Annotated in this window: 17 protein-coding genes; 2 read left to right on the top strand and 15 right to left on the bottom strand. The window is 74.2% G+C overall.

The window, feature by feature from the left end; all coding sequences use genetic code 11:
- Positions 1–50 precede the first annotated feature (50 nt).
- From dacB to ABD944_RS31480, 11 genes are all read right to left on the bottom strand, one after another.
- Positions 51–1,640 (bottom strand): D-alanyl-D-alanine carboxypeptidase/D-alanyl-D-alanine endopeptidase, encoded by a 1,590-nt coding sequence (gene dacB / locus ABD944_RS31530; RefSeq protein ID WP_345182919.1) that lies wholly within the window; start codon positions 1,638–1,640, stop codon positions 51–53.
- Positions 1,641–1,696: 56 nt separating this feature from the next.
- Positions 1,697–2,383, bottom strand: a complete 687-nt coding sequence (locus tag ABD944_RS31525) for a spherulation-specific family 4 protein (protein WP_345182918.1) — start codon at positions 2,381–2,383, stop codon at positions 1,697–1,699.
- Positions 2,380–3,378 carry an NAD-dependent epimerase/dehydratase family protein gene (locus ABD944_RS31520; protein ID WP_345182917.1) on the bottom strand — a complete coding sequence of 333 codons (999 nt, stop codon included), beginning with the start codon at positions 3,376–3,378 and terminating at the stop codon, positions 2,380–2,382. The genes ABD944_RS31525 and ABD944_RS31520 overlap by 4 nt, the downstream gene beginning before the upstream one ends.
- A complete protein-coding gene (locus ABD944_RS31515; RefSeq protein WP_345182915.1) occupies positions 3,375–4,109 on the bottom strand; it encodes a nucleotidyltransferase family protein in 735 nt (244 codons plus the stop codon). The genes ABD944_RS31520 and ABD944_RS31515 overlap by 4 nt, the downstream gene beginning before the upstream one ends.
- 28 nt (positions 4,110–4,137) lie before the next feature.
- On the bottom strand, positions 4,138–5,133 hold the full coding sequence (locus tag ABD944_RS31510) for an SDR family NAD(P)-dependent oxidoreductase (RefSeq protein WP_345182914.1): 996 nt from the start codon (positions 5,131–5,133) through the stop codon (positions 4,138–4,140).
- Positions 5,134–5,146: 13 nt separating this feature from the next.
- Positions 5,147–6,487 carry a hypothetical protein gene (locus tag ABD944_RS31505; RefSeq protein ID WP_345182912.1) on the bottom strand — a complete coding sequence of 447 codons (1,341 nt, stop codon included), beginning with the start codon at positions 6,485–6,487 and terminating at the stop codon, positions 5,147–5,149.
- On the bottom strand, positions 6,484–7,917 hold the full coding sequence (gene pelF / locus ABD944_RS31500) for a GT4 family glycosyltransferase PelF (protein WP_345182911.1): 1,434 nt from the start codon (positions 7,915–7,917) through the stop codon (positions 6,484–6,486). Before pelF ends, ABD944_RS31505 begins: the two co-directional genes overlap by 4 nt.
- A gap of 17 nt (positions 7,918–7,934) precedes the next feature.
- The gene (locus ABD944_RS31495) at positions 7,935–9,935 is read right to left on the bottom strand and encodes a hypothetical protein (RefSeq protein WP_345182910.1); all 2,001 of its coding nucleotides are present in this window, start codon (positions 9,933–9,935) and stop codon (positions 7,935–7,937) included.
- A 215-nt stretch (positions 9,936–10,150) separates the two neighbouring features.
- The gene (locus ABD944_RS31490) at positions 10,151–10,798 is read right to left on the bottom strand and encodes a LuxR C-terminal-related transcriptional regulator (RefSeq protein ID WP_345182908.1); all 648 of its coding nucleotides are present in this window, start codon (positions 10,796–10,798) and stop codon (positions 10,151–10,153) included.
- A 138-nt stretch (positions 10,799–10,936) separates the two neighbouring features.
- A complete protein-coding gene (locus tag ABD944_RS31485; protein ID WP_345182907.1) occupies positions 10,937–11,980 on the bottom strand; it encodes a maleylacetate reductase in 1,044 nt (347 codons plus the stop codon).
- A gap of 141 nt (positions 11,981–12,121) precedes the next feature.
- The gene (locus ABD944_RS31480; RefSeq protein WP_345182906.1) at positions 12,122–12,589 is read right to left on the bottom strand and encodes a MarR family winged helix-turn-helix transcriptional regulator; all 468 of its coding nucleotides are present in this window, start codon (positions 12,587–12,589) and stop codon (positions 12,122–12,124) included.
- A 98-nt stretch (positions 12,590–12,687) separates the two neighbouring features.
- On the opposite strand from ABD944_RS31480, the gene ABD944_RS31475 reads away from it, so the two are divergent.
- Entirely contained in the window at positions 12,688–13,740 is a 1,053-nt protein-coding gene (locus ABD944_RS31475; protein ID WP_345182905.1) for an amidohydrolase family protein, read from the top strand.
- On the opposite strand, the gene ABD944_RS31470 is transcribed toward ABD944_RS31475, so the two are convergent.
- The 4 genes from ABD944_RS31470 to ABD944_RS31455 all read right to left on the bottom strand — a co-directional run bounded on the left by ABD944_RS31470 (position 13,733) and on the right by ABD944_RS31455 (position 16,904).
- Entirely contained in the window at positions 13,733–15,004 is a 1,272-nt protein-coding gene (locus ABD944_RS31470; RefSeq protein WP_345182904.1) for a cytochrome P450, read from the bottom strand. The genes ABD944_RS31475 and ABD944_RS31470 overlap by 8 nt on opposite strands.
- A 1-nt stretch (position 15,005) precedes the next feature.
- Entirely contained in the window at positions 15,006–15,824 is an 819-nt protein-coding gene (locus ABD944_RS31465) for a TetR family transcriptional regulator (RefSeq protein WP_345182903.1), read from the bottom strand.
- Between the two features lie 141 nt (positions 15,825–15,965).
- A complete protein-coding gene (locus ABD944_RS31460) occupies positions 15,966–16,370 on the bottom strand; it encodes a hypothetical protein (protein ID WP_345182902.1) in 405 nt (134 codons plus the stop codon).
- 117 nt (positions 16,371–16,487) lie between these two features.
- The gene (locus ABD944_RS31455) at positions 16,488–16,904 is read right to left on the bottom strand and encodes a PGPGW domain-containing protein (protein ID WP_345182901.1); all 417 of its coding nucleotides are present in this window, start codon (positions 16,902–16,904) and stop codon (positions 16,488–16,490) included.
- Positions 16,905–17,164: 260 nt separating this feature from the next.
- Here ABD944_RS31455 and ABD944_RS31450 point away from each other — a divergent pair, with 260 nt between their 5' ends.
- Positions 17,165–18,286: an acyltransferase family protein gene (locus ABD944_RS31450; RefSeq protein WP_345182900.1), complete on the top strand. Its 1,122-nt coding sequence runs from the start codon at positions 17,165–17,167 to the stop codon at positions 18,284–18,286.
- Positions 18,287–18,497 lie beyond the last annotated feature (211 nt).

The following is an 18,497-nucleotide window of genomic DNA, read 5'->3' as shown; positions in this document are numbered from 1 at the left end:
TTCCGCCGGCGGCGGGACGCGCCCCGCCCCTGGTCAGAGGCGTTCGCCGGTCAGCAGCGGCCGATCCAGGAGCACTCCAGCTGCGGGGCGTTCCCGGAGGTGCGGAACGTCCGGACGGCGGAGGGGTCTCCCCCGGCCAGCCGGATCGCGACCTTGTCCTCGATGTCCTTGGGCGCCGCGCCCTGGTAGCCGTTCAGCACGACCGAGAAGACGAGCCGCCGCCCGGACGGGTCGGTGACGTAGCCCGAGAGCGCGGAGGCGCCGGTCAGCGTCCCCGTCTTGGCGTGCACGTTGCCCGCGGCCGGCGTGTTCCGCATCCGCGACCGCAGGGTGCCGCCGTCGAGCCGGTCCGGGTCGCCGGCGACCGGCAGCGCCCGGTACCAGGTGCTGAACCAGGGCGCGCTCTGCGCCTTCTTCAGGATGGTGCTGACGTCCTGCGCGGTCGTGCGGTTCTCGCGCGACAGCCCCGATCCGTCGGCCATGTCCAGCCGTGCGGTGGGGACGCCCTGGCCGCGGGCGTACCTCTCGACCACGGGCAGGCCCGCCGTCCAGCTCCCCTCGCCCGCCTTCTCCCGGCCGATCGCCTTGACCAGGGTCTCGGCGACCATGTTGTTGCTGAGCTTGAGGAACGGCACCATCAGCCGCGACAGCGGCATCGAGGAGCGGGCGGCGAGCGCGGCGGCGCCCTTCGGGGTCCGGCCGCGCTCGGTGGCGCCCTCGACCTCGACGCCGTGCGCCCGCAGCGCGCTCCGGAAGACGTCCGCCGCGTACAGACTGGGGTTCTCGACCGTGCGCAGGGTGGTGTAGGCCGCGCCGCCCGCGGGGTGGGAGCCACTCACCACGATGGTATCGCTGCCGTTGGCCCGGTTCACCGCCAGCGTGGACGGCGACCCGGGAGCGCCCGTGACCGCCCTGTTGTCGATCTTGACGGTACGGGTCGCCGGGGCCAGCCCGACCTCGACCGGCGCGCCCTCGGCGGCGCCCGGCCGCACCGACACCTCGACCGATCCGGCGTCGAAGTCGTCGTCCGGAGCGACGGTCAGCGCGGACGTCTGCGCGGCGTAGTAGTACTGCAGGTCGGTGGGGTCCCAGTGGGAGGGCGTGCGGACGGCGTCGAACCAGGAGTCGTCCGCGACGAGGCCTCCCTCGACGCGCCGGATCCCCCGCGCCGCCACCTGGGCGGCGAGCCGGTCGTAGTCGGCGGCCCGCGTCGTCGGGTCGCCGGTGCCCTTGAGGTAGAGGTCGCCCTTGACGGACGATCCGGACACCGCCCGCGCGTACACGCCGGTGCGGAACCGGTACCCGGGCCCCAGCAGCGACAGCGCCGCTCCCGACGTGTAGAGCTTCATGTTCGAGGCGGGCATCACCTGTGCCGTCGCGCCCCGCGAGTAGCGGACGGCGCCCGTACGGGCGTCGCGCACCACGGCGCCGACGGTGGCGCCCTCCAGGCGGCTGTCGGCGAGGATGGCGTCGAGGTCCTTGCCCAGATCTCCCTTGGCGGCGGTGCCCGCCTTGACTGTGCCTGCCTTGACTGTGCCTGCCTCGGCGGTGGCGAGCGCCGCGGGGTGCATGGCGGGAGCGGCGAGCAGGGACGTCCCGGCGACCAGGACGGACGTGATTCGCACCAGTGGTCCACGCATGGGGTGTGAGCGTAAGGCACCGGCCGGACCATCGCAGCGGAACGACACGACCCCGCTCAGTCCGCCGCGTAGACGAGGGAAAGCTCCCTGGAGAAGTACTCGGGCAGGCCGTTCCACGGGTTCGCTCCCGTCCGGTCGGTGATGTACACGACGCCTGCGTTGCAGCGTCCGGCCCGCGCGAGCGCGCGTGGGAGAACCGGCCGCGGCGCCGCGTAGACCAGATGGCAGAACCGCTCGGCGGGCATCCGCGTCGCCCACTCGGGTGCACGGACGTGCCGGTACGTCGACCACGGGCCCTCGAAGGTGACGAGCAGGTCGGCGAGCCTCGCGTACGCCTCGTCGGGGTACGCGCCGTGGTTGAGGACGACGTGCTCCGCGCCCCGCGCCCGGACGCCCGCCACGATGCGCCGATACCGCAGCACGTGCTCGGGCCCGGCCGGCACCTGGTCGAGGAACACCGCCCGGACGCCGTACCACCGGCGGTACCGCCGCACCTCCTCCTCGATCTCGGCGGGCGGGCGGCGCCCGTACGCGGTGTCCACGTACCCGGCGAGCCGCACCCCGGCGGCGGACGTGCGGTGTGCGACGTCCGCGAACCCGCCGTCCCGTGCCGTGCCCGCGCCGCTGTCGACGTTGAGCACGACGGCGCCGAGGCGAGGGTCGGCGAGGTCGGTCCAGTCGACGGCGCCGGGAGGGAAGTACGCCGGCACGGCCACCGACGAAGCAAGCCCCACTCCGCTCATGCCGTGCTCCCTGTGGGGGGACGACCCCCCACACCCCCCGCATCGCTCCGCTCATCCGTGCTCCCTGTGGGGGGACGACCCCCCACACCCCCCGGTTCGCTCCGCTCCTTTAGGAGGTGGTCCGTCCAGAGGTCGCGCAGTGACGTCGTCAGGTCGGTGGCCGGGGTCCAGCCGAGCGCCCGCCCGGCGGCGCCGATGTCGGCGCGCTGCCAGGCCACGCCCGCCGACCGGTCCGAGCCCGCGGCGGACTCCAGCACCCGGCTCCGCGCGCCGGTGACGCGGAGCAGCAGCGCCGCCATGTCCCGCAGCGGCGTGGCCCGCCCGCTGCCGACGTTCAGCACGGCGGGCAGCGCGCCGGGGGCGCGGACGGCGGCGACCACCGCGTCGGCGACATCGCGCACGTCCACGAGGTCGCGGCTCGCGTCGAGCGGCCCCACCCGCACGTCCTCGCCGGCGCCCGCCGTCCGGCGCAGTGCGGCGGCGAGCCGCCCGGCCAGCGTGGTGCCGGGCGCGCCGGGCCCGACCGGGTTGAACACCCGCAGGACGACCGCGTCGAGCCCGGCGGCGCGGACGAGCTCCGTCCCGGCCAGCTTCGTGACCCCGTACGGGCCGAGCGGGCGCGGCGGCGCGAGCTCCGAGACGGGCGTGCCCTGCTCGACGTGCCCGTACTCGGCGGCCGAGCCGAGGTGCACGAGCCGGACGGGCCCCGGCGCCGCCGCCACCCCCGCGAGGAGGTTCGCGACGGCGACGACGTTGCCCCGGACGAGTTCCGCGGGGGACCCGTGCGTGACCCCGGCGCAGTTGACGACCACGTCCGGCGCGACGCGCCGGACGGCCGCCGCCACGTCGCCGGGGCCGGCGGTCAGGTCCAGCGGCAGGCCGCCGAGCCCCGGTGACCGTCCGGCCGCGACGACGTCGAATCCGGCGGCGGCCGCCCGCGCCCGGAGGTGCCGGCCGACGAACCCCGTCGCGCCGACCAGCAGGATCCGGCTCATGACCGCCGGGAGGCCGGGACGCGGCCCTCCAGCAGTTGCGGGCGCAGCGCGGGGAACTCGGCGTTGGCCCGGTCGTAGTCGGCGGGCCGGCCGATGTCGAGCCAGTACCCGTCGAACCGGTACGCGCGCGGATGGCGCCCGGCCGCCAGCAGGTCGAGGACGAGCTCGTCGAAGCCGAGCGGGAACCCCGGCTCGTACGCGGCGAGCGCGGCGGCGGACACCCCGTACACGCCCATGCTGACCTGGTAGTCGAGCGTGGGCTTCTCGGCGAACTCGACGACCCGCCCGTCGACGGCGGTGAGGACGCCGAAGTCGATGTCGACCTTCCGCGCGTACGTGGCGACGGTCAGCGGGGGCCGGGCGGCCCGGTGCTCGTCCAGCAGCCCGGCGAAGTCGAGGTCGGTGAGGACGTCGCCGTTGGTCACCAGGAACTCGGCGGGGAGCCGGTCCCGCATGGTCAGCAGCGGGCCGATGGTGCCGAGCGGCGCCTCCTCGGAGGCGTAGTCGACGCGCAGCCCCCACCGGCTCCCGTCACCGACGTAGGACCGGATGAGGTGCCCGAGGTGCCCGATGGCCAGCGTCACGGTGGCGAACCCCTGCCGGGACAGCTGGTGCAGCAGGATCTCCAGGATGGAGTACTCGTCGCCGATGGGGACGAGCGGCTTCGGAAGGGTCGTCGTGTACGGGCGCAGCCGCACTCCCTTGCCGCCCGCGAGGATGACGGCGTGCATGATGGTGCCTCACTAGAGGGTGTAGGTACTAGATGGTGTAGGTGGACGTCCGGTAGCGCGCCAGGTTGGCGGGGTCGAGGAACCACTCGACGGTCTGCTTGAGGCCCTCTTCGAGGGTGTGCCGGTGCCGCCAGCCGGTGACGCGGCGCAGCCGTCCGCTGTCGCAGACGAGCCGCATGACCTCCGACGCCGCGGGGCGCTCGCGGTCGGCGGCGCACCGGAACTCGGGGTCGGCGCCCATCAGGCCGGCGATGGTCCGGGCGAGCCGCCCCATCGAGATCTCCACGCCGGTGCCGGAGTTGAACGTGCCGCCGACGACGTCCCCGGCGGGCGCCGTGCCGAGCGCGACGAACGCCTCGGCGGTGTCGCGGACGAACGTGAAGTCGCGGGTGGGTTCGAGCGCCCCGACCTGGACCGCGCCGGTCCCGGCGGCGATCTGGCCGACGACGGTGGGGATGAACGCGCGCGCCGACTGGCGGGGCCCGAAGGTGTTGAACGGGCGCAGCGTCACCGCGGGCAGGCCGAACGAGGCGTGGTAGCTCTCCACCAGCTTGTCCGCCGCGATCTTCGTGGCCGCGTACGGGGACTGCGCCTGGAGGGGGTGCGACTCGTCGATGGGGACGCGCCGCGCCGTCCCGTACGTCTCGCTGGTGGAGGTGTGGACGAGCCGCGGCGTCTCCTCGTCCCGCACGGCCTCCAGGACGTTCAGGGTCCCGGTGACGTTGGCGTCGACGTACGAGCGGGGCGCCCGGTAGGAGTACGGGATCGCGATCAGCGCGGCCAGGTGGTAGACGGCCTCCGCGTCCCGGACCAGGCCGCGCACCGACGCCGGGTCCCGGACGTCGCCCGGCACCACGTCCACCTGCTCCATCACGTCGGGCGCGACGTCGTCGAGCCATCCCCAGGACGCGAACGAGTTGTACTGCACCATGGCCCGGACGCGATGCCCGCGTTCCACGAGCGCTTCGACCAGGTGGGAGCCGATGAACCCGTCGGCTCCCGTCACGGCGACCGTGTTCTGCATCGTTGTCTGCCCTTCATCGATGGGAGGTCGCGCGGGCCAGGACGCGGCCCGCGTGGATCGTGAGGAGGACGAGCAGCCCGCACGCGGCGGCGAGCTGGACCGTGGCGGGGGCGGCGTCCGGCAGGGCCGTGGCCGCCGCGGCCTCGGCGGCCAGGGCGCACGCGTATCCGGCGAGGGCGGCGCCGATGCGGCCGCAGGCCTGCAGGACGAGGGCCGTGAAGAACGCGCAGCCGAGCGCGGCGAACCCGCCGAGCGTCCGCGCCGTGACGGCCGTGGCGGGCAGGCGGGCGATGACCGCGGCGGCGGCGGTGATCGTCAGCAGCGCCGCCAGGTACTGGACGAGCGCCCGGGCCAGGACGGTGCGGGCGGCGCGCGTGAACCCGGCCATCCCGGTGTGCGACCGCAGGAGGTCGTGGACGCGCCGGCGGTAGGCGTACAGGACCCATTCGGCGCAGCCCATCGACAGCGAGAGCGACAGCACCGCCACCGTCGTGGTCCCCGACGGGACGGGACGGCCCGCCAGAGCGCACAGCAGCGTGTACGTCAGCAGCCCGCCGGTCAGCACGCCGAAGAGGGCGAACGGCAGCGCCGCCCTGAGGTCCGCGCGCGTCACCTTTGCACGTCCGGCGCCGCGCGTGCAGAGGAGCGCGAGCACCGCCGTGGCCGCGAGCGACACCGCCCACGCGCCCCAGGCGGCGGGGGGCGGCCCGTGCCCGGCGAGGTGGAGCGCCGCCGCGGCGACGCCGGGGAGCAGCGCCAGGAGGAGCCACACCTCGGCGCCGCTGACCTGCACGGCCGTGGCGGACAGCAGGTAGGCCGACAGCCCGGCGGACAGCGCCGTGGCCATCGTGCCCGCTCCCGTCAGGACGCCCCCGCCCACCGTGGCCGGGACGACGACCAGCGTCCCGCCGGCAAGCCCGTAGCGCAGGACGCCGGACGCCGCCGCCCGGCCCGCGAGCCCCAGCCGGACGTACCCGAGGTAGGCCGTCCCCTGGCTGAACGCCCAGGACAGCAGCAGCGAGAACACCAGGAGGAGGCCCGCGCCCGTCCCGTCCAGCACCTGGGAAGCGGAGACGTAGCAGAGCCCGGGGAGGCCGAACAGCACGCCGCGCAGCAGGTGGCGCAGCGGCTCGGGCCTCCACGGCGCCTCGGCGTTCTCCGGCGGCGGCGGGCGGCGCGGCGTCCGGGCGTACAGATCCTCGGCGAGCGCGAACACGTCCGGATGGCCGTAGGCCTTGGCGGCCTCGTCGTTGACGCCCTCCGCCTCCAGCCCGGCCGTGACCTCCAGCGCGTCGACGGCGCCCGCGCAGAGGTCGGCCATGCGCTCGCGCAGGCCCTCCACCGAGGCGCTCACGCGAGCCTCGCCTCGGCCGCCGGGCGGTTCGCGCCGCCGGGAGCGCGCAGCCCCGCGTAGATGTCCCGGAACGCGTCGATCGCGCGGTCCACGGTGAACAGCTCCAGCGCCCGCTCCCGCGCGGCCCGGCCGAGCCGCCGCCGCGCCATCTCGTCCCCGAGCAGCCGCAGGCACGCGTCCGCCATCTGGCGCGGCGCGCGCGGGGGGACGACCAGCCCGGTGTCGGCGACCGCCTCCCGCACCCCGCCGACGTCGGTCGCCACGGTCGCGCGGCCGCAGGTCATCGCCTCGATCAGCGTGTAGGGGAAGCCCTCGGAGATGCTCGACAGGACGACCACCGTGCCCGCCGCGTAGGCGTCGCGGATGTCGTCGACCCGCCCCTCGAACGTGGCCCGCCCGGCGATGCCGAGGTCGGCGACGAGCTCCTCGCAGCGGGCCCGGTACCGCTCCCCGCCGGACGGGGTGCCGCCGAACATCCGCAGCCGTGCCTCCGGCAGCTCCTCCCGCACCAGCGCGAACGCCCGTATCAGCGTCTCCAGGTCCTTGATCGGGTCGACGCGCCCCGCCCAGCTGAGGACGGGGCCGGCGGGTTCGGCACCGGCGGCCGGGAAGCTCGCCGGGTCCACGCCGTTGTAGACCGTCTCCATGTTCCCGGGGTCGGCGCCGCACCTCACCTCCCACCGCTGGTTGTAGAGGTTGGCGGGGGTGAGCAGGTCGGCCGAGCGGTAACCCGCGGCGCACAGCAGGCGCATGAAGCCGAGCACCACCGCCTTCACCGGCCACGCGAACGGCGACCGCCGCATCCCGATATAGCGTTCCCGCAGGTAGATGCCGTGTTCGGTGAGGCACAGCGGGGTTCCGTGGGTCCATTTGGCGGCGAGGGCGGGCAGCACGGGGACGCCGTTGGACACCGCGTGCGTGACGTCGGCGCGCGGCGGCGGGACGGTCAGCGGACGCAGCAGGTGCTCCAGCAGGTCGATCGCCGTGAGCGCGTCGTGGACGGTGGGCCGGACGCCGATCCGGTCGAACTCGTCGGCGCGGGCCGTCCAGGCGTCCATGAGCCAGCGGACGGGCCCCTCGGTGCGCATCGCCGCACCGAGGTCGCTCGTCCGCCCGAACTCGAACAGCCCGCGCAGGAGGTGGGGGAAGACCTCCGCGTCCCGGGAGGGCGCGAGGACCGCGTCCAGGAAGGGGCGCAGGAGCCGCTCGAACCGGCGGGCCTCGCCGCGGGACGGGGGCCGCCCTCCGGACGGCCCCCACATCGGGACGGACTCGGCGGTCACATGGCCGGGAAGGTCCCAGACCACCGGCTCCGACCCGGTGGTCGTGAGCGCCCGGACATGGAACGAGTGCTCCGGCATGCCCCGGACGAGCTGGTCGCACCAGACGCTCACGCCACCGTAGTTGTGCGGATACGTTCCCTCCGTCACCAGGGTGATCTCCAACGTCAGGCTCCGGGCGGGGTGAGGGTGACGTCCCCGGCCCGGTGGTCCGAGCGCTCGCCCGCGTAGGCCCGGCCGAACGGCTCGCCGCCCTCCCGGGTGCCCTCCGGCATGGTGACCGGCACGTCGAGACCGCCCGGCGCCTTGATCGTGACCTTGCCGTCCTGGAGGTAGGCGGTGACGCCGCCGCCCCTGAGCGCGGCGCGCCACGCGTCCTGCCGGCGCAGTTCCGCGCCCGCCGCCGCCATCGGGACGTTCGTCACCGGGGTGTCGTCGGCGAACACCGCGCGGTAGTCGGCGAGGACCCGGTCGAGCAGCGTGTACAGGATGCGGCCCTCGGTGAGGTTCGACTGGTGCGCGTAGTGCGGGCGCGGGTCGTTGCCGAGGACGTGCGACAGCGTGATCCGCGCGTCGGTCGGGACGATGTGGGACGTGAACCCGGTGGCGGGGTCGAGCGGCGCGATGCACGTCGCCGTGTCGGGGTGGTCCTCGCACAGGCCGCTGCCGCCGTCGGCCCGGCGCGTGTAGAGGTAGTTGTACTCGTCGACCTCCTCGGCCTCCGTCGCGACGTTGAAGAAGACGCTGAGCGGATGGCGCGGGACGGTCCGCACGCCCCCGAGCTCCCGCTGCCCGCTCTCGCGTGAGGCGTCGCCCGCCGTCCACTCGACGCCGGCCGCGGCCAGCGCGGGCCCGAGGTTCGGGTTGTCGTCGGGCTGCTGCGGCAGGATGCGCAGGCCCGAGTGCTCGCCGGTGACCAGTTCGCGGGTGTCGAGGGCGATGCCGCGGGCGGTCGCCCAGTCGATGTTCCTGGTGACCTCCTGCTCGATGTCGTCGGCGCCGACGTAGAGGGTCTCGCCGGTCTCCGGGTCCTTCAGGCACGTCCACGGCCGGAACCGCAGGTCCTGCCGGCAGCCGAGGTAGGTGTGGCCGAAGGTGTGGTTCAGCCAGCGGAACCTGCCGCGGGCGGCGACGAAGGCGTCGGCGAGCGGGTCGCCTCCCTTCTCGCGTATCTCGTCGTCGCTGCCGTCGCCGTTGAACGCCAGGTCGAGCGCGAACCCGCGGCGCGTCTGCCACTGGTCGGCGAACGCGACGTCCTCGGGCTTCATCCGGATCTCTTCGGTGAACGTCGGGCCCTCGCAGTCCTCGTGCGGAGTGCAGTCGTCCTCGGTGCTCCACCGCGCGTCGGGCAGGAACACGTCGTCGACGTGGACGCCGAAGTAGTTGCGGCTGTAGCCGAGGTGGACGCCCTTGGTCAGCCAGGTGACGATGCCGTGGCCGATCGTCCGGGACTGCCACTGGTCGCTGTTGGCGCTGAAGGTCAGCACCAGCTCGCTGCGCCCGTCGTGGGTGTAGACGCCGCCGAGCGCGCCCGTCCTGCCCTGGACGGTTCCGGTGAGGAACGTCTGGAAGGACGCCCCGGTCGCGGGATCGTCCGGCAGGGGCGTCGCCAGGAAGCCGTAGCTCTCGCCGACGTCGGCAGCGTTGTCGTCGAACCGGACGGGCCCGCGCAGGTACCGGAACGCGTCGCCGCGCCCGGCGCCGGTGACCTCGGCCGTGGTCCCGTCCAGGGTGCCGGCGTAGCCGGGGGCGTTCATCCCGACCGTGGCGGACGGGTAGACGTAGGAGTCGAGCTGGCGGATCCCGAACCGCTTCTCGTAGTCGGCGAGCACCGTCATCTCGGCGGCGTTGGAGAACGGCGCCGCGTTGGGCAGCACGACGGCCTGGTACTTGGCGCGCGGCGCCCCGTCGACGGTGTCGGACAGGAACGCCTCGTCGATCACCGGCCGGCCGGAGTCGCGCAGGTCGACGGTCGTGTGGGGGACGCCCTCGGTCGTCAACCGGTCCGCGACGGCCGACACCGAGCCGCTTCCGTCGGTGACGACGAGCACCCGCAGGTCGACGCGGGGCCCGGCGGCGGAGGCCGCGGGCTGCGGGCAGAGGGTCAGGGCGGCCGCTGCCAGCGCCCCGGCGAGGACGCTGAGAGCGGGGCGGCGCGGGAGGCTCACCGGGCCTCCCGGAGCACGCGACGGCGACGACTGAATTTCAACACCGTTCACATCCCGAATAGAAAGGCGATTGAGTTCTTTCGAACCGGACGCCCAGAGCATGCGGGACCGCAACAGGCAAGTAAAGGCGGGGGCCGGTCCCGTCTTCAATCGGGACCGGTCCTAGGACTCCGCAGGACCTGCGGCGATCGGTTTGTCGCCGCCCTTGAACGGTTTTAGGGAACGTCCGTCCCGCCGCCGGCGGACGCCGGGCGCAATTCCCGCCAGCGGGCGATGGCGTGCTCGCGGCCGGCCGCGCCGAGGCGTTTGTAGATCTGGTGCGCGTGGTTCTTCACGGTCTTCTCCGCGATGACCAGGCGGCGGGCGATCTGCCGGTTGGTCAGCCCGGCGGCGATCAGGTCCAGGATCTCGGCCTCGCGGGCCGTCAGCCCGGGATCCGGCCGGACCTGCGGGCGGCGCGTCCCGTCGTGCAGCCAGCGCACGAGCGCGGTCACCACCGGCGGGGACAGCGACGACTGCCCGCGCCCGGCCGCGACCAGGACGTCCGCGAGCTCCGCCGGCTCGAAGTGGCCGTAGGTGAGGCAGCCGTGCGCCCCCGCGGCGAGGACCCGCACGAGGACGTGCGGGTCCTGCGACGCGGTCGCCACGACGATCCGGGCACCGGGCCCGGCCCGGGCCAGCCGTCCGACGGTGCCCGGGTGCGGCGGCGAGGCGTCCAGCAGGACCACGTGGGGCGCGTGGTCGCGGACGGCGGCGGGGGCGCGGTCCACGGGGGCGCCCCCGGCGACGACCACGTGCGGCACCGCTTCCAGCAGCGACGCGAATCCGATCCGGGAGACCGGATTGTCACTGACAATCAGCACCCGAACCGATTTCGATTCGGGCTCCGGACCGGGAGTGGACATACACCGAGAATAGAGGATCCCATTGACTGGTTCATTGACCGCGGGAGAACGGCGACCCCTATTCGAATATCGCGAGAAACATTCGCCACCGGCCGCTCACCACATCGCGTCGAGCAGTTCCGCGACCGCGTCGGCGTCCGGCGTGCGCGGGTTGGGATAGGGGTCGGCGGCCACGCGCCGGGCCATCTCGGGGAGCCGTTCGCGGGGGACGCCCAGGGCGGACAGGCGGGTCGGGCCCCGGTGCTCCCGGGCCAGCGCGGCGACGACCGCGACCGGGTCCGGCCCGGCCACCCGCGCCAGCCGGGCCGAGGCGGCGGGCGCCGACGGCAGGTTGAACGCCATGACGTGCGCCAGCAGCATCGTGTGCAGTTCGGCGTGCGGGAGGCCGAACGCGCCGCCGAGGACGTGCGCGAGCTGGTGGTGCAGCCCCATCCGGGTGCGCGCCAGGCAGATCCCGGCCAGCCACGCGGCCGACTGGAGACGCGCGCGCCCCTCCGGCCCCGCCGGGTCGTCCAGCACGTCGGGCAGCGCGCCCAGGATGCCGGCGACGGCCTCGGTCGCCAGCGCGTCCGTGACCATCGTGGCGTCCGGCGCCCACAGGGCCTCGACGGCATGGGCGAGCGCGTTCATCGCGCTGGTCCGGGTCAGCCCGGACGGCATGCCCAGGGTGAGGCGGGGGTCGTAGACGACCGTCCCGGGCGCCAGCGTCGGAGCGCGGCGCGTGGTCTTCACGCCGTCCTCGGTCTCCCCCAGCACGGGCGTCATCTCCGAGCCCGCGTACGTGGTCGGCACCGCGACCTGCGGCATCCCCGTCCGCGCCGACACCGCCTTGGCCAGGCCGATCGCGGAGCCGCCGCCGACCGCGACCACGCAGTCCGCGCCCGCGGCCGCCTCCAGGGCGCGCGCCGTCACGGCGACCGGGGTGTGCGGGGCCGGACGGTCGAAGCGCGCCGCGAGCCCGGCCCCGAGCGCTCCGGCGATCCGGTCGGCGGGCCCGGCGGCGGACGGCGCCGCGACCAGCAGCACCCTTCCGGCCCCGATCCGCGCGACCTCGTCCGCGACGAGATCGCTCGCGCCCGGCCCGATCAGGACGCGGGACGGCAGCGTCTCGTGGACGACGACCTCGTCCGCACCGCTCATGCCGGCCGGCCCAGCAAAAGGATCATGTTCACTCTCTCCTGTGGCGCTAGGGACTTCTCTACCGCGTGACCTCTCTCTTACTCAGCGCCACGGCCTCCGCTTACGACACACGCCCCCGCGGCGCCGCCCCGGGCGGTTCGCTCAGCCCGCGTCCTCGGCGATCCGGCGGAGCAGCTCCACGAGGCGGTCCCGCTGGTCTCCGCCGACCCGGCCGAAGAGCCGCTCGCCGACGTCGGCGGCGGCGCGCCGCCCGCGCTCCAGCGTGCGCGTCCCGTCCGGGGTCAGGCTGATGGAGTGCGCCCGGCGGTCCTGCGGGGCGCGCTCGCGCCGGACCAGGCCGCCCGCCTCCAGCTCGTCGACGACGCGCACCATCGTGGACTTGTCGATGCCGGTGAGGTCGATGAGGCGCCGCTGGCTGGACGGCCCGTACATCTCCAGGGCGAGCAGCATGCAGAACGCCCGCACGTCGACGCCGAGGGGGCGCAGCTCGTCGTTCATGCTCGCCCGGCTCCGGTTGTGCGCGGTGGCCAGCAGCATGCCGAGGCCCACGTGCCGGACGGCCGGGTCGCCGTCCTCGGACAGGATGCGTTCGAGCAGGTCGTCGAGCATCGCTCCAGTTTAGAGCCTTCTGATATAGTCTTAGATGAGACTTTCTTATGAGAGAGAGTTTGGGTGGGCGGCCCGTCGAACGAGCGAAGGAGACCCGCATGCCCGAGACGACCCGCCGCCGCGCCCTGCAGGTGACCGGCCTGGCGATGGCCGCGGCCGCCGTTCCGGCAGGTGAGGCGGCCGCCGCCGGCCCCGGCCGGTCGCGCGGCAGGATCGACACCCACCACCACGCCGTCCCGCGCAGGATGCGGGAATGGGCGATCGAGCAGGGCCTTCTCCCGCCGACCGGCGGACCGTCCTGGGCCCGCTGGACGCTGCCGAGCACCCTGCGGACGATGAACGCCAACGGCATCGCCGCCGGGGTGGCGTCCGCGCCGGTGCCCGCCGAGGCGTTCACGGACCGGAGGCTCGCCGTCTCGGGCGTCCAGGTGTGCAACGAGTCGCTGGCCGAGCTGGTGCGCGAGCACCCCACCAGGTTCGGCTTCTTCGCCAACGCGGCGATGCTCCACCCCGACCTGGCCGTGCGGCAGATCGCCCACGCCCTCGACGACCTCGGCGCGGACGGGGTCCTCCTCAACACCTCGGCCGCCGGGCACTACCTCGGCGACCCGATGTTCGACCCGCTGTGGGCCGAGCTCGACCGGCGCCGCGCGGTCGTGTTCGCCCACCCCGTCGCGCCCAGGGGCCTGGCCGAGGCTCCGGGCGTCGGGGACTGGCTCGCCGACTACCTGCTCGACACCACCCGCACCGCGCTCAGCCTGATCGCCGCCGGAACCCTCGACCGGTACCCGCGGGTGTCGGTCATCCTGTCCCACGGCGGCGGGTTCCTGCCGTACATGGCGGGACGGGCCGAGCGCTCGGCCCGGGAGGACGGCGGCCCGCTCCCGGCGCGGATGCGCCCGGCGCTCCGCCGCTTCCACTACGACACGGCCCTGCCGGTCTCCCCCTACGCCACGCCGTCCCTGATCGCGGCCGTCGGCGCCGACCGCGTCCTGTTCGGCACCGACTGGCCCGCGAACTCGGCCCGCGAGGTCGCGCTGAACACCCGTGACCTCGACCGCGACCCGGTGCTGGACGACCGCGCCCACCGCGCCGTCGACCGGGCGAACGCGCTCCGCCTGCTCCCCCGGCTGGCCGAGCGCCTCAGGTGATGCGGACGGGGAGGGTGCGGGGGCCGCGGACCTGGCCGGCGGCCCAGGTGACCGCCGCCGGGTCGGCCAGGGTGAAGGACGGGACGCGCTCCAGCCAGACTTCGAGGGCCGTGCGCAGCTCCATCCGGGCCAGGTGCGAGCCGACGCAGCGGTGGATGCCGAGGCCGAAGGCGGCGTGCCGGTTGACCTCGCGGTCGATGACGATCTCGTCCGCCCGGTCGAACTGGGCCGGGTCCCGGTTGGCGGCGGGGAAGGACAGCAGGATCCAGTCGTCGGCCTTCATCTCGACGCCGCGCCAGGTCATGTCCTCCCGCACCAGCCTCGCCATCGTCACGGGCGCGAAGGCGCGCAGGAACTCCTCCATCGCGGTCGGCACGAGCGACGGGTCGGCGGCGAGGCGCTCGCGGTCCGCGGGCGTCCTCGCCAGGTGCCACAGCGAGGCGCCGATCGCGCTCCAGGTGGTGTCGATCCCCGCGATGAGCAGCAGCGCCATCGTCCCCGAGACGTGGGACGGTTCGAGCCTGCGCCCGTACAGCTCGGCCTCGACGAGGTAGGTGGTGAGGTCGTCCCGGGGGTTCGCGACGTGGTCGCGGATCTGCTCCAGCAGGTAGTCGAACAGCTTGTCCATGCGCGCGATGCGCTCGTCCGGAGGGAGGTTGACCCCTTCGAGGGTGTTCTCGACGAACTCCCGGAACCGGGGCCCGTCCTCGGGCGGGAAGCCGAGCATGTCGGCGATGACCCGGATCGGGATGTGCTGGGCGTACTCGTGGGCGGCGTCCACGACGTCGCGGCCCTCGAAGGAGTCGATGAGCTCGTGGCAGTACGCCCTGGTCGCGGGCTCCAGCCGCGCCACCGCGGACCTCGTGAACGCGGGGAGCAGCAGCCGGCGCGCGTCGTGGTGGAACGGCGGGTCGGAGGAGATCGGCGGCGTGACGCCGATCGGCGCCGCCTCGCGCGGCGGCCGGAAGTTGCTCATGACGACCGAGCGGGAGGTGAAGCGCTCGGTGTCGTAGGCGATCGCCGCGACGTCCTCGTAGCGGGTCGGCAGCCAGCCGCCGCCGAACCGCTCGGTCCGCGCGACCGGGCAGCGCCGCCGCAGGTCGTCCTGGATCGGGTACGGGTCGGCGGCCCACTCCGGTTCCAGGTGGGAGAAGTCGGTCGCCCAGTCGGAGACCGGGCCCGTGACGACCTCGTTCCGGGTGCCGAGCGGGCGGCCCTCCCGCTGCTCCCTGAAGTCCTTGTCGAAGCGGTCGTCCGCGGTCATCTCACTCCTCCCCGAGGACGTCGATCGCCCGCTCGGGGCAGTTCGCGACCGCCAGGCGGGCCTCGTGCTCCCCGCCCTCGGGGACGGCGCCGTCGCCGAGGACCGTGCCGTAGCCCTCGTCGTCCTCGCCGAACAGGCCGGGGGCCAGGTCGTAGCACCGGCCGTGGCCCTGGCAGCGCTCCGGGTCGATCCGCACCTTCATCGTGTTCCTCCCGTGTGGGACGGCGGCGGGGACGGGCGGCGCGAGCGCGCCCACGATCCGCGCGAGCAGCGAGGCCCACTCCTCGTCACCGACGGCGTGCATGTCCGGCGGGATGAGCGCGCTCCCCATCCCGATCACCAGGCAGAGGTGGGCGAGCGCGTTCGGCGACAGCGCCGGGTCCATCTCCTCCCCCGCCTGGGCGATGCGCATGAGGCCGGCGAGCCAGTCGGCGCGCTCGCCGACGTAGTCGCGCAGGGGGCCGGCGACCTCCCCGTCCCGGCGGGCCGCGACGAGGGCCTCCACGACGAGGTGGGCGCGGGCGTCGCGGCGCTTCGGAAGCCACCGCCCGATGGCGAGCAGCAGCTCGACGACCGGGCGGTCGGGCTCCGCGTCGAACAGGTCGGCCAGCAGCCGCCGCCCGTGCGCGCGCAGCGCGGCCACCAGCAGCTCGGCCTTCGAGTCGAAGTGCGCGTACAGGGCGCCGTTGCTGACGCCGGCGGCGCGCGCGATGTCGGCGACGCGCGTCCCGTCGTAGCCCCGCCGCGCGAACTCGTCGGCGGCGGCGCTGAGCAGCCGCTCCCGCGTCTCCGCGCGAGTGACGCCCGCGATGCGCCCCATACCGATATTGAACGAGCGTTCAATTCGCGGGTCAAGGGCCTTGGCGAACCGGGGCGTACCGGACACGTTCCCTTGACCCGGGTCCGGTGCGCCTCCGCGGCTCGTGACGCGTCTCACCAGGTACGGCGAGCGACAGCCGCGTCACCGCACGGCGGCCGAGGACGCGTCCGCGTGCTCCCCCCTGCCCGCGGTGAGGAACCCGGCCAGCGCCGCGAGCGCGGCGACGGCCTCACCGGCGAAGCTGATCGTCTTGTCGGCGTACCACTGCGGGTCGTACATCCGCGGGATCGGGCCGATCTGCCCGAAGTCGACGAAGTAGTACAGCAGCACGGCGCCGGCCGCGCTCGCCGCGACGACGAACGCGATCGCGTACGTCCACCTGCGGGCCCAGGCGAGCACGAGCAGGGCCGCGACGGCCGCCGCGATCGCCTGGCCGTAGAACAGGTCGTCTCCCGGGATGACGTCGCTCGGGGTGTTCGGCCCGGGGGCCATGTCGGGCGCGAAGCGCCAGTGCACGACGGCGTCGGCCGCGAGTCCGGCGGCCACGAGTACACGAAGAAGGATGCCCATGCCCTTTGCACGGGCGCGCACGGCCGGCGGATCAACCCGGCGGAACATTCGCCGTGGCCGGGCCTGGCCGCGGCGGGCCGCCCGCCCGGCACGTCACTCGGGGAAGCTCTCCGTGCGGCGCGCCCTGACCCGCCGCCAGCTCCACAACAGCAGCCCGAAGAGGATGAAGCCGGACAGGATGAGCCCCGAGCCCGTGCTCCATCCGCTGAGCGGCAGCTCGTCCACGAGCCCCCAGGCCACGCCCGCGCCGAACAGCGCGAGGCCGGTGAGGATGGAGCCCGTCAGGCGCCACCAGGACGTCACGCTCTCCTCGGCGGCCTGGATCGCCCGCTCCCGGACGGGCTCGACGTAGCGGTTCACCGCGGGGAACTCCCGGGAGAGGATGAGCAGGCCCGCGAGCACCAGCAGCAGCCCGGGGCCGGGCAGCACGAGCAGCGCGACACCGGCCAGCAGCACGGCGCCGCCGGCGATGATCACCACCCCCTGCCGGGTGGACCTCCCGTATCCCATGCCCCTCCTCGTCCCCGCGCCCGCCGGGCCCGTTCCCGGGCCCCCGCCCCGCCCGCGGCGTCCGGTGAGGGCCGCCGCACGGCGTAACCGCCGGTCTACCCGCCTCAGCGGATCTTGCGCGCGGCGCGCCCGGCGAAATCCGCGGGCCCGGTCCCGCGGCGCCCGCCCGTGACGCCCCGGCCGCGCGCGGTGACTCCGAGGGTTCTGTCGTGATTCGTTAGGTATGCTCCACGAGCCCCTCCCAGGATCAGAGATCTTTCATGACACAGACACCCGAGGCGTCCGTCGTGGCGGTTCCAGACTCCGCCGAGGCGGCGGTCCCCGGCTCCGCGCCGGCGGCCGCGTCCCCCGCCGAGCGCCCGCAGGACAAGCCGCGGTCAGCGGGCGGTCCGGCTCCCCGAGGACGCGACCCGCACCTGGACAACGCCAAGTACCTGGCGATCCTGCTCGTCGCGGGCGGGCACGCGCTGTCGGGCCTGCGGGACGTCCCGCTGGCCGCGGCGCTCTGGAACTTCATCTACCTGTTCCACATGCCGCTGTTCCTCATGATCAGCGGATACCTGTCCAAGCGGTTCACCCTCACCGACGACAAGGCCGTGCGGCTGGTCGGCTCGACCATCGCGCCGTACCTGATCTTCCAGTGCGCCTACAGCCTGTTCGCCTGGGGCGTCGACGGGCGGCCGTTCCAGTTCGACGCGCTGGACCCCTACTACCTGACCTGGTTCCTGCTGGCGCTGTTCGTCTGGCGGCTGCTCACCCCGGTGTGGCGGCGGCTCAGGTTCCCGCTCGCCACGGCCGTGCTCGTCGCCCTCCTCACCTACATGGCCGACATCGGGAACACGCTCGACCTGTACCGGATCCTCGGGCTGGCGCCGTTCTACGTCCTCGGGCTGACGCTGTCGCCCGAGGTGATCCAGATCGTCCGGCGGCCGTGGGCGCGGATCACGGGCGCCGCGCTCCTGGCCGCCGCGCTCGCGGGCGCGTACCTCACCCAGGACCGCATGAACGCGCGCTGGCTGAACTGGGACACCTCCAACGGCGACCTCGGCGTGGACGAGCTCACCGGCACCGTGATGCGCGCCGGGCTGATGCTCACCGGGACGGTGCTGATCCTGGCCTTCCTGGCGGTCACCCCGTCCCGCCGCACCTGGTACAGCGACCTCGGCTCCGCCACCATCTACGGCTACCTGCTGCACGGCTTCGTGATGCGGCTGTTCACGTTCGAGGGCTGGCACAAGCTCGCCTGGTTCGACACGATCCCCGGCGTGCTGTCGGCCCTTCTCGCCGGCTTCGTCATCGTCACGGTGCTGAGCACCTCCCCGGTGCGCCGGGTGACCCGCTGGGCCGTCGAACCCGACATGAGGCCCCTCTTCGGCAAGTGAGACCGATCTCGCGCGCGGGCGCCCCAGGCCGCGACGATCATGGTCAGGGACGCCGCAGGCCCCGTCACGCAAGGGTTACAGGAAGCTGGAAGGTCGATGAATTCGCCTCAAAGTTCCACAGACCGGGTACAGTAAGGCGGCAGTTCCCCCCTGTGCGGATCACCAGCCCTGCGAAAGCCGCGCCGCCCGCACCCCCAGGTCCCACGGGTGA

The sequence above is a fragment of the Actinomadura verrucosospora genome (assembly GCF_039540335.1).
Lineage (GTDB): Bacteria > Actinomycetota > Actinomycetes > Streptosporangiales > Streptosporangiaceae > Spirillospora > Spirillospora verrucosospora.
This window is presented reverse-complemented; position numbering and strand designations above follow the sequence as displayed.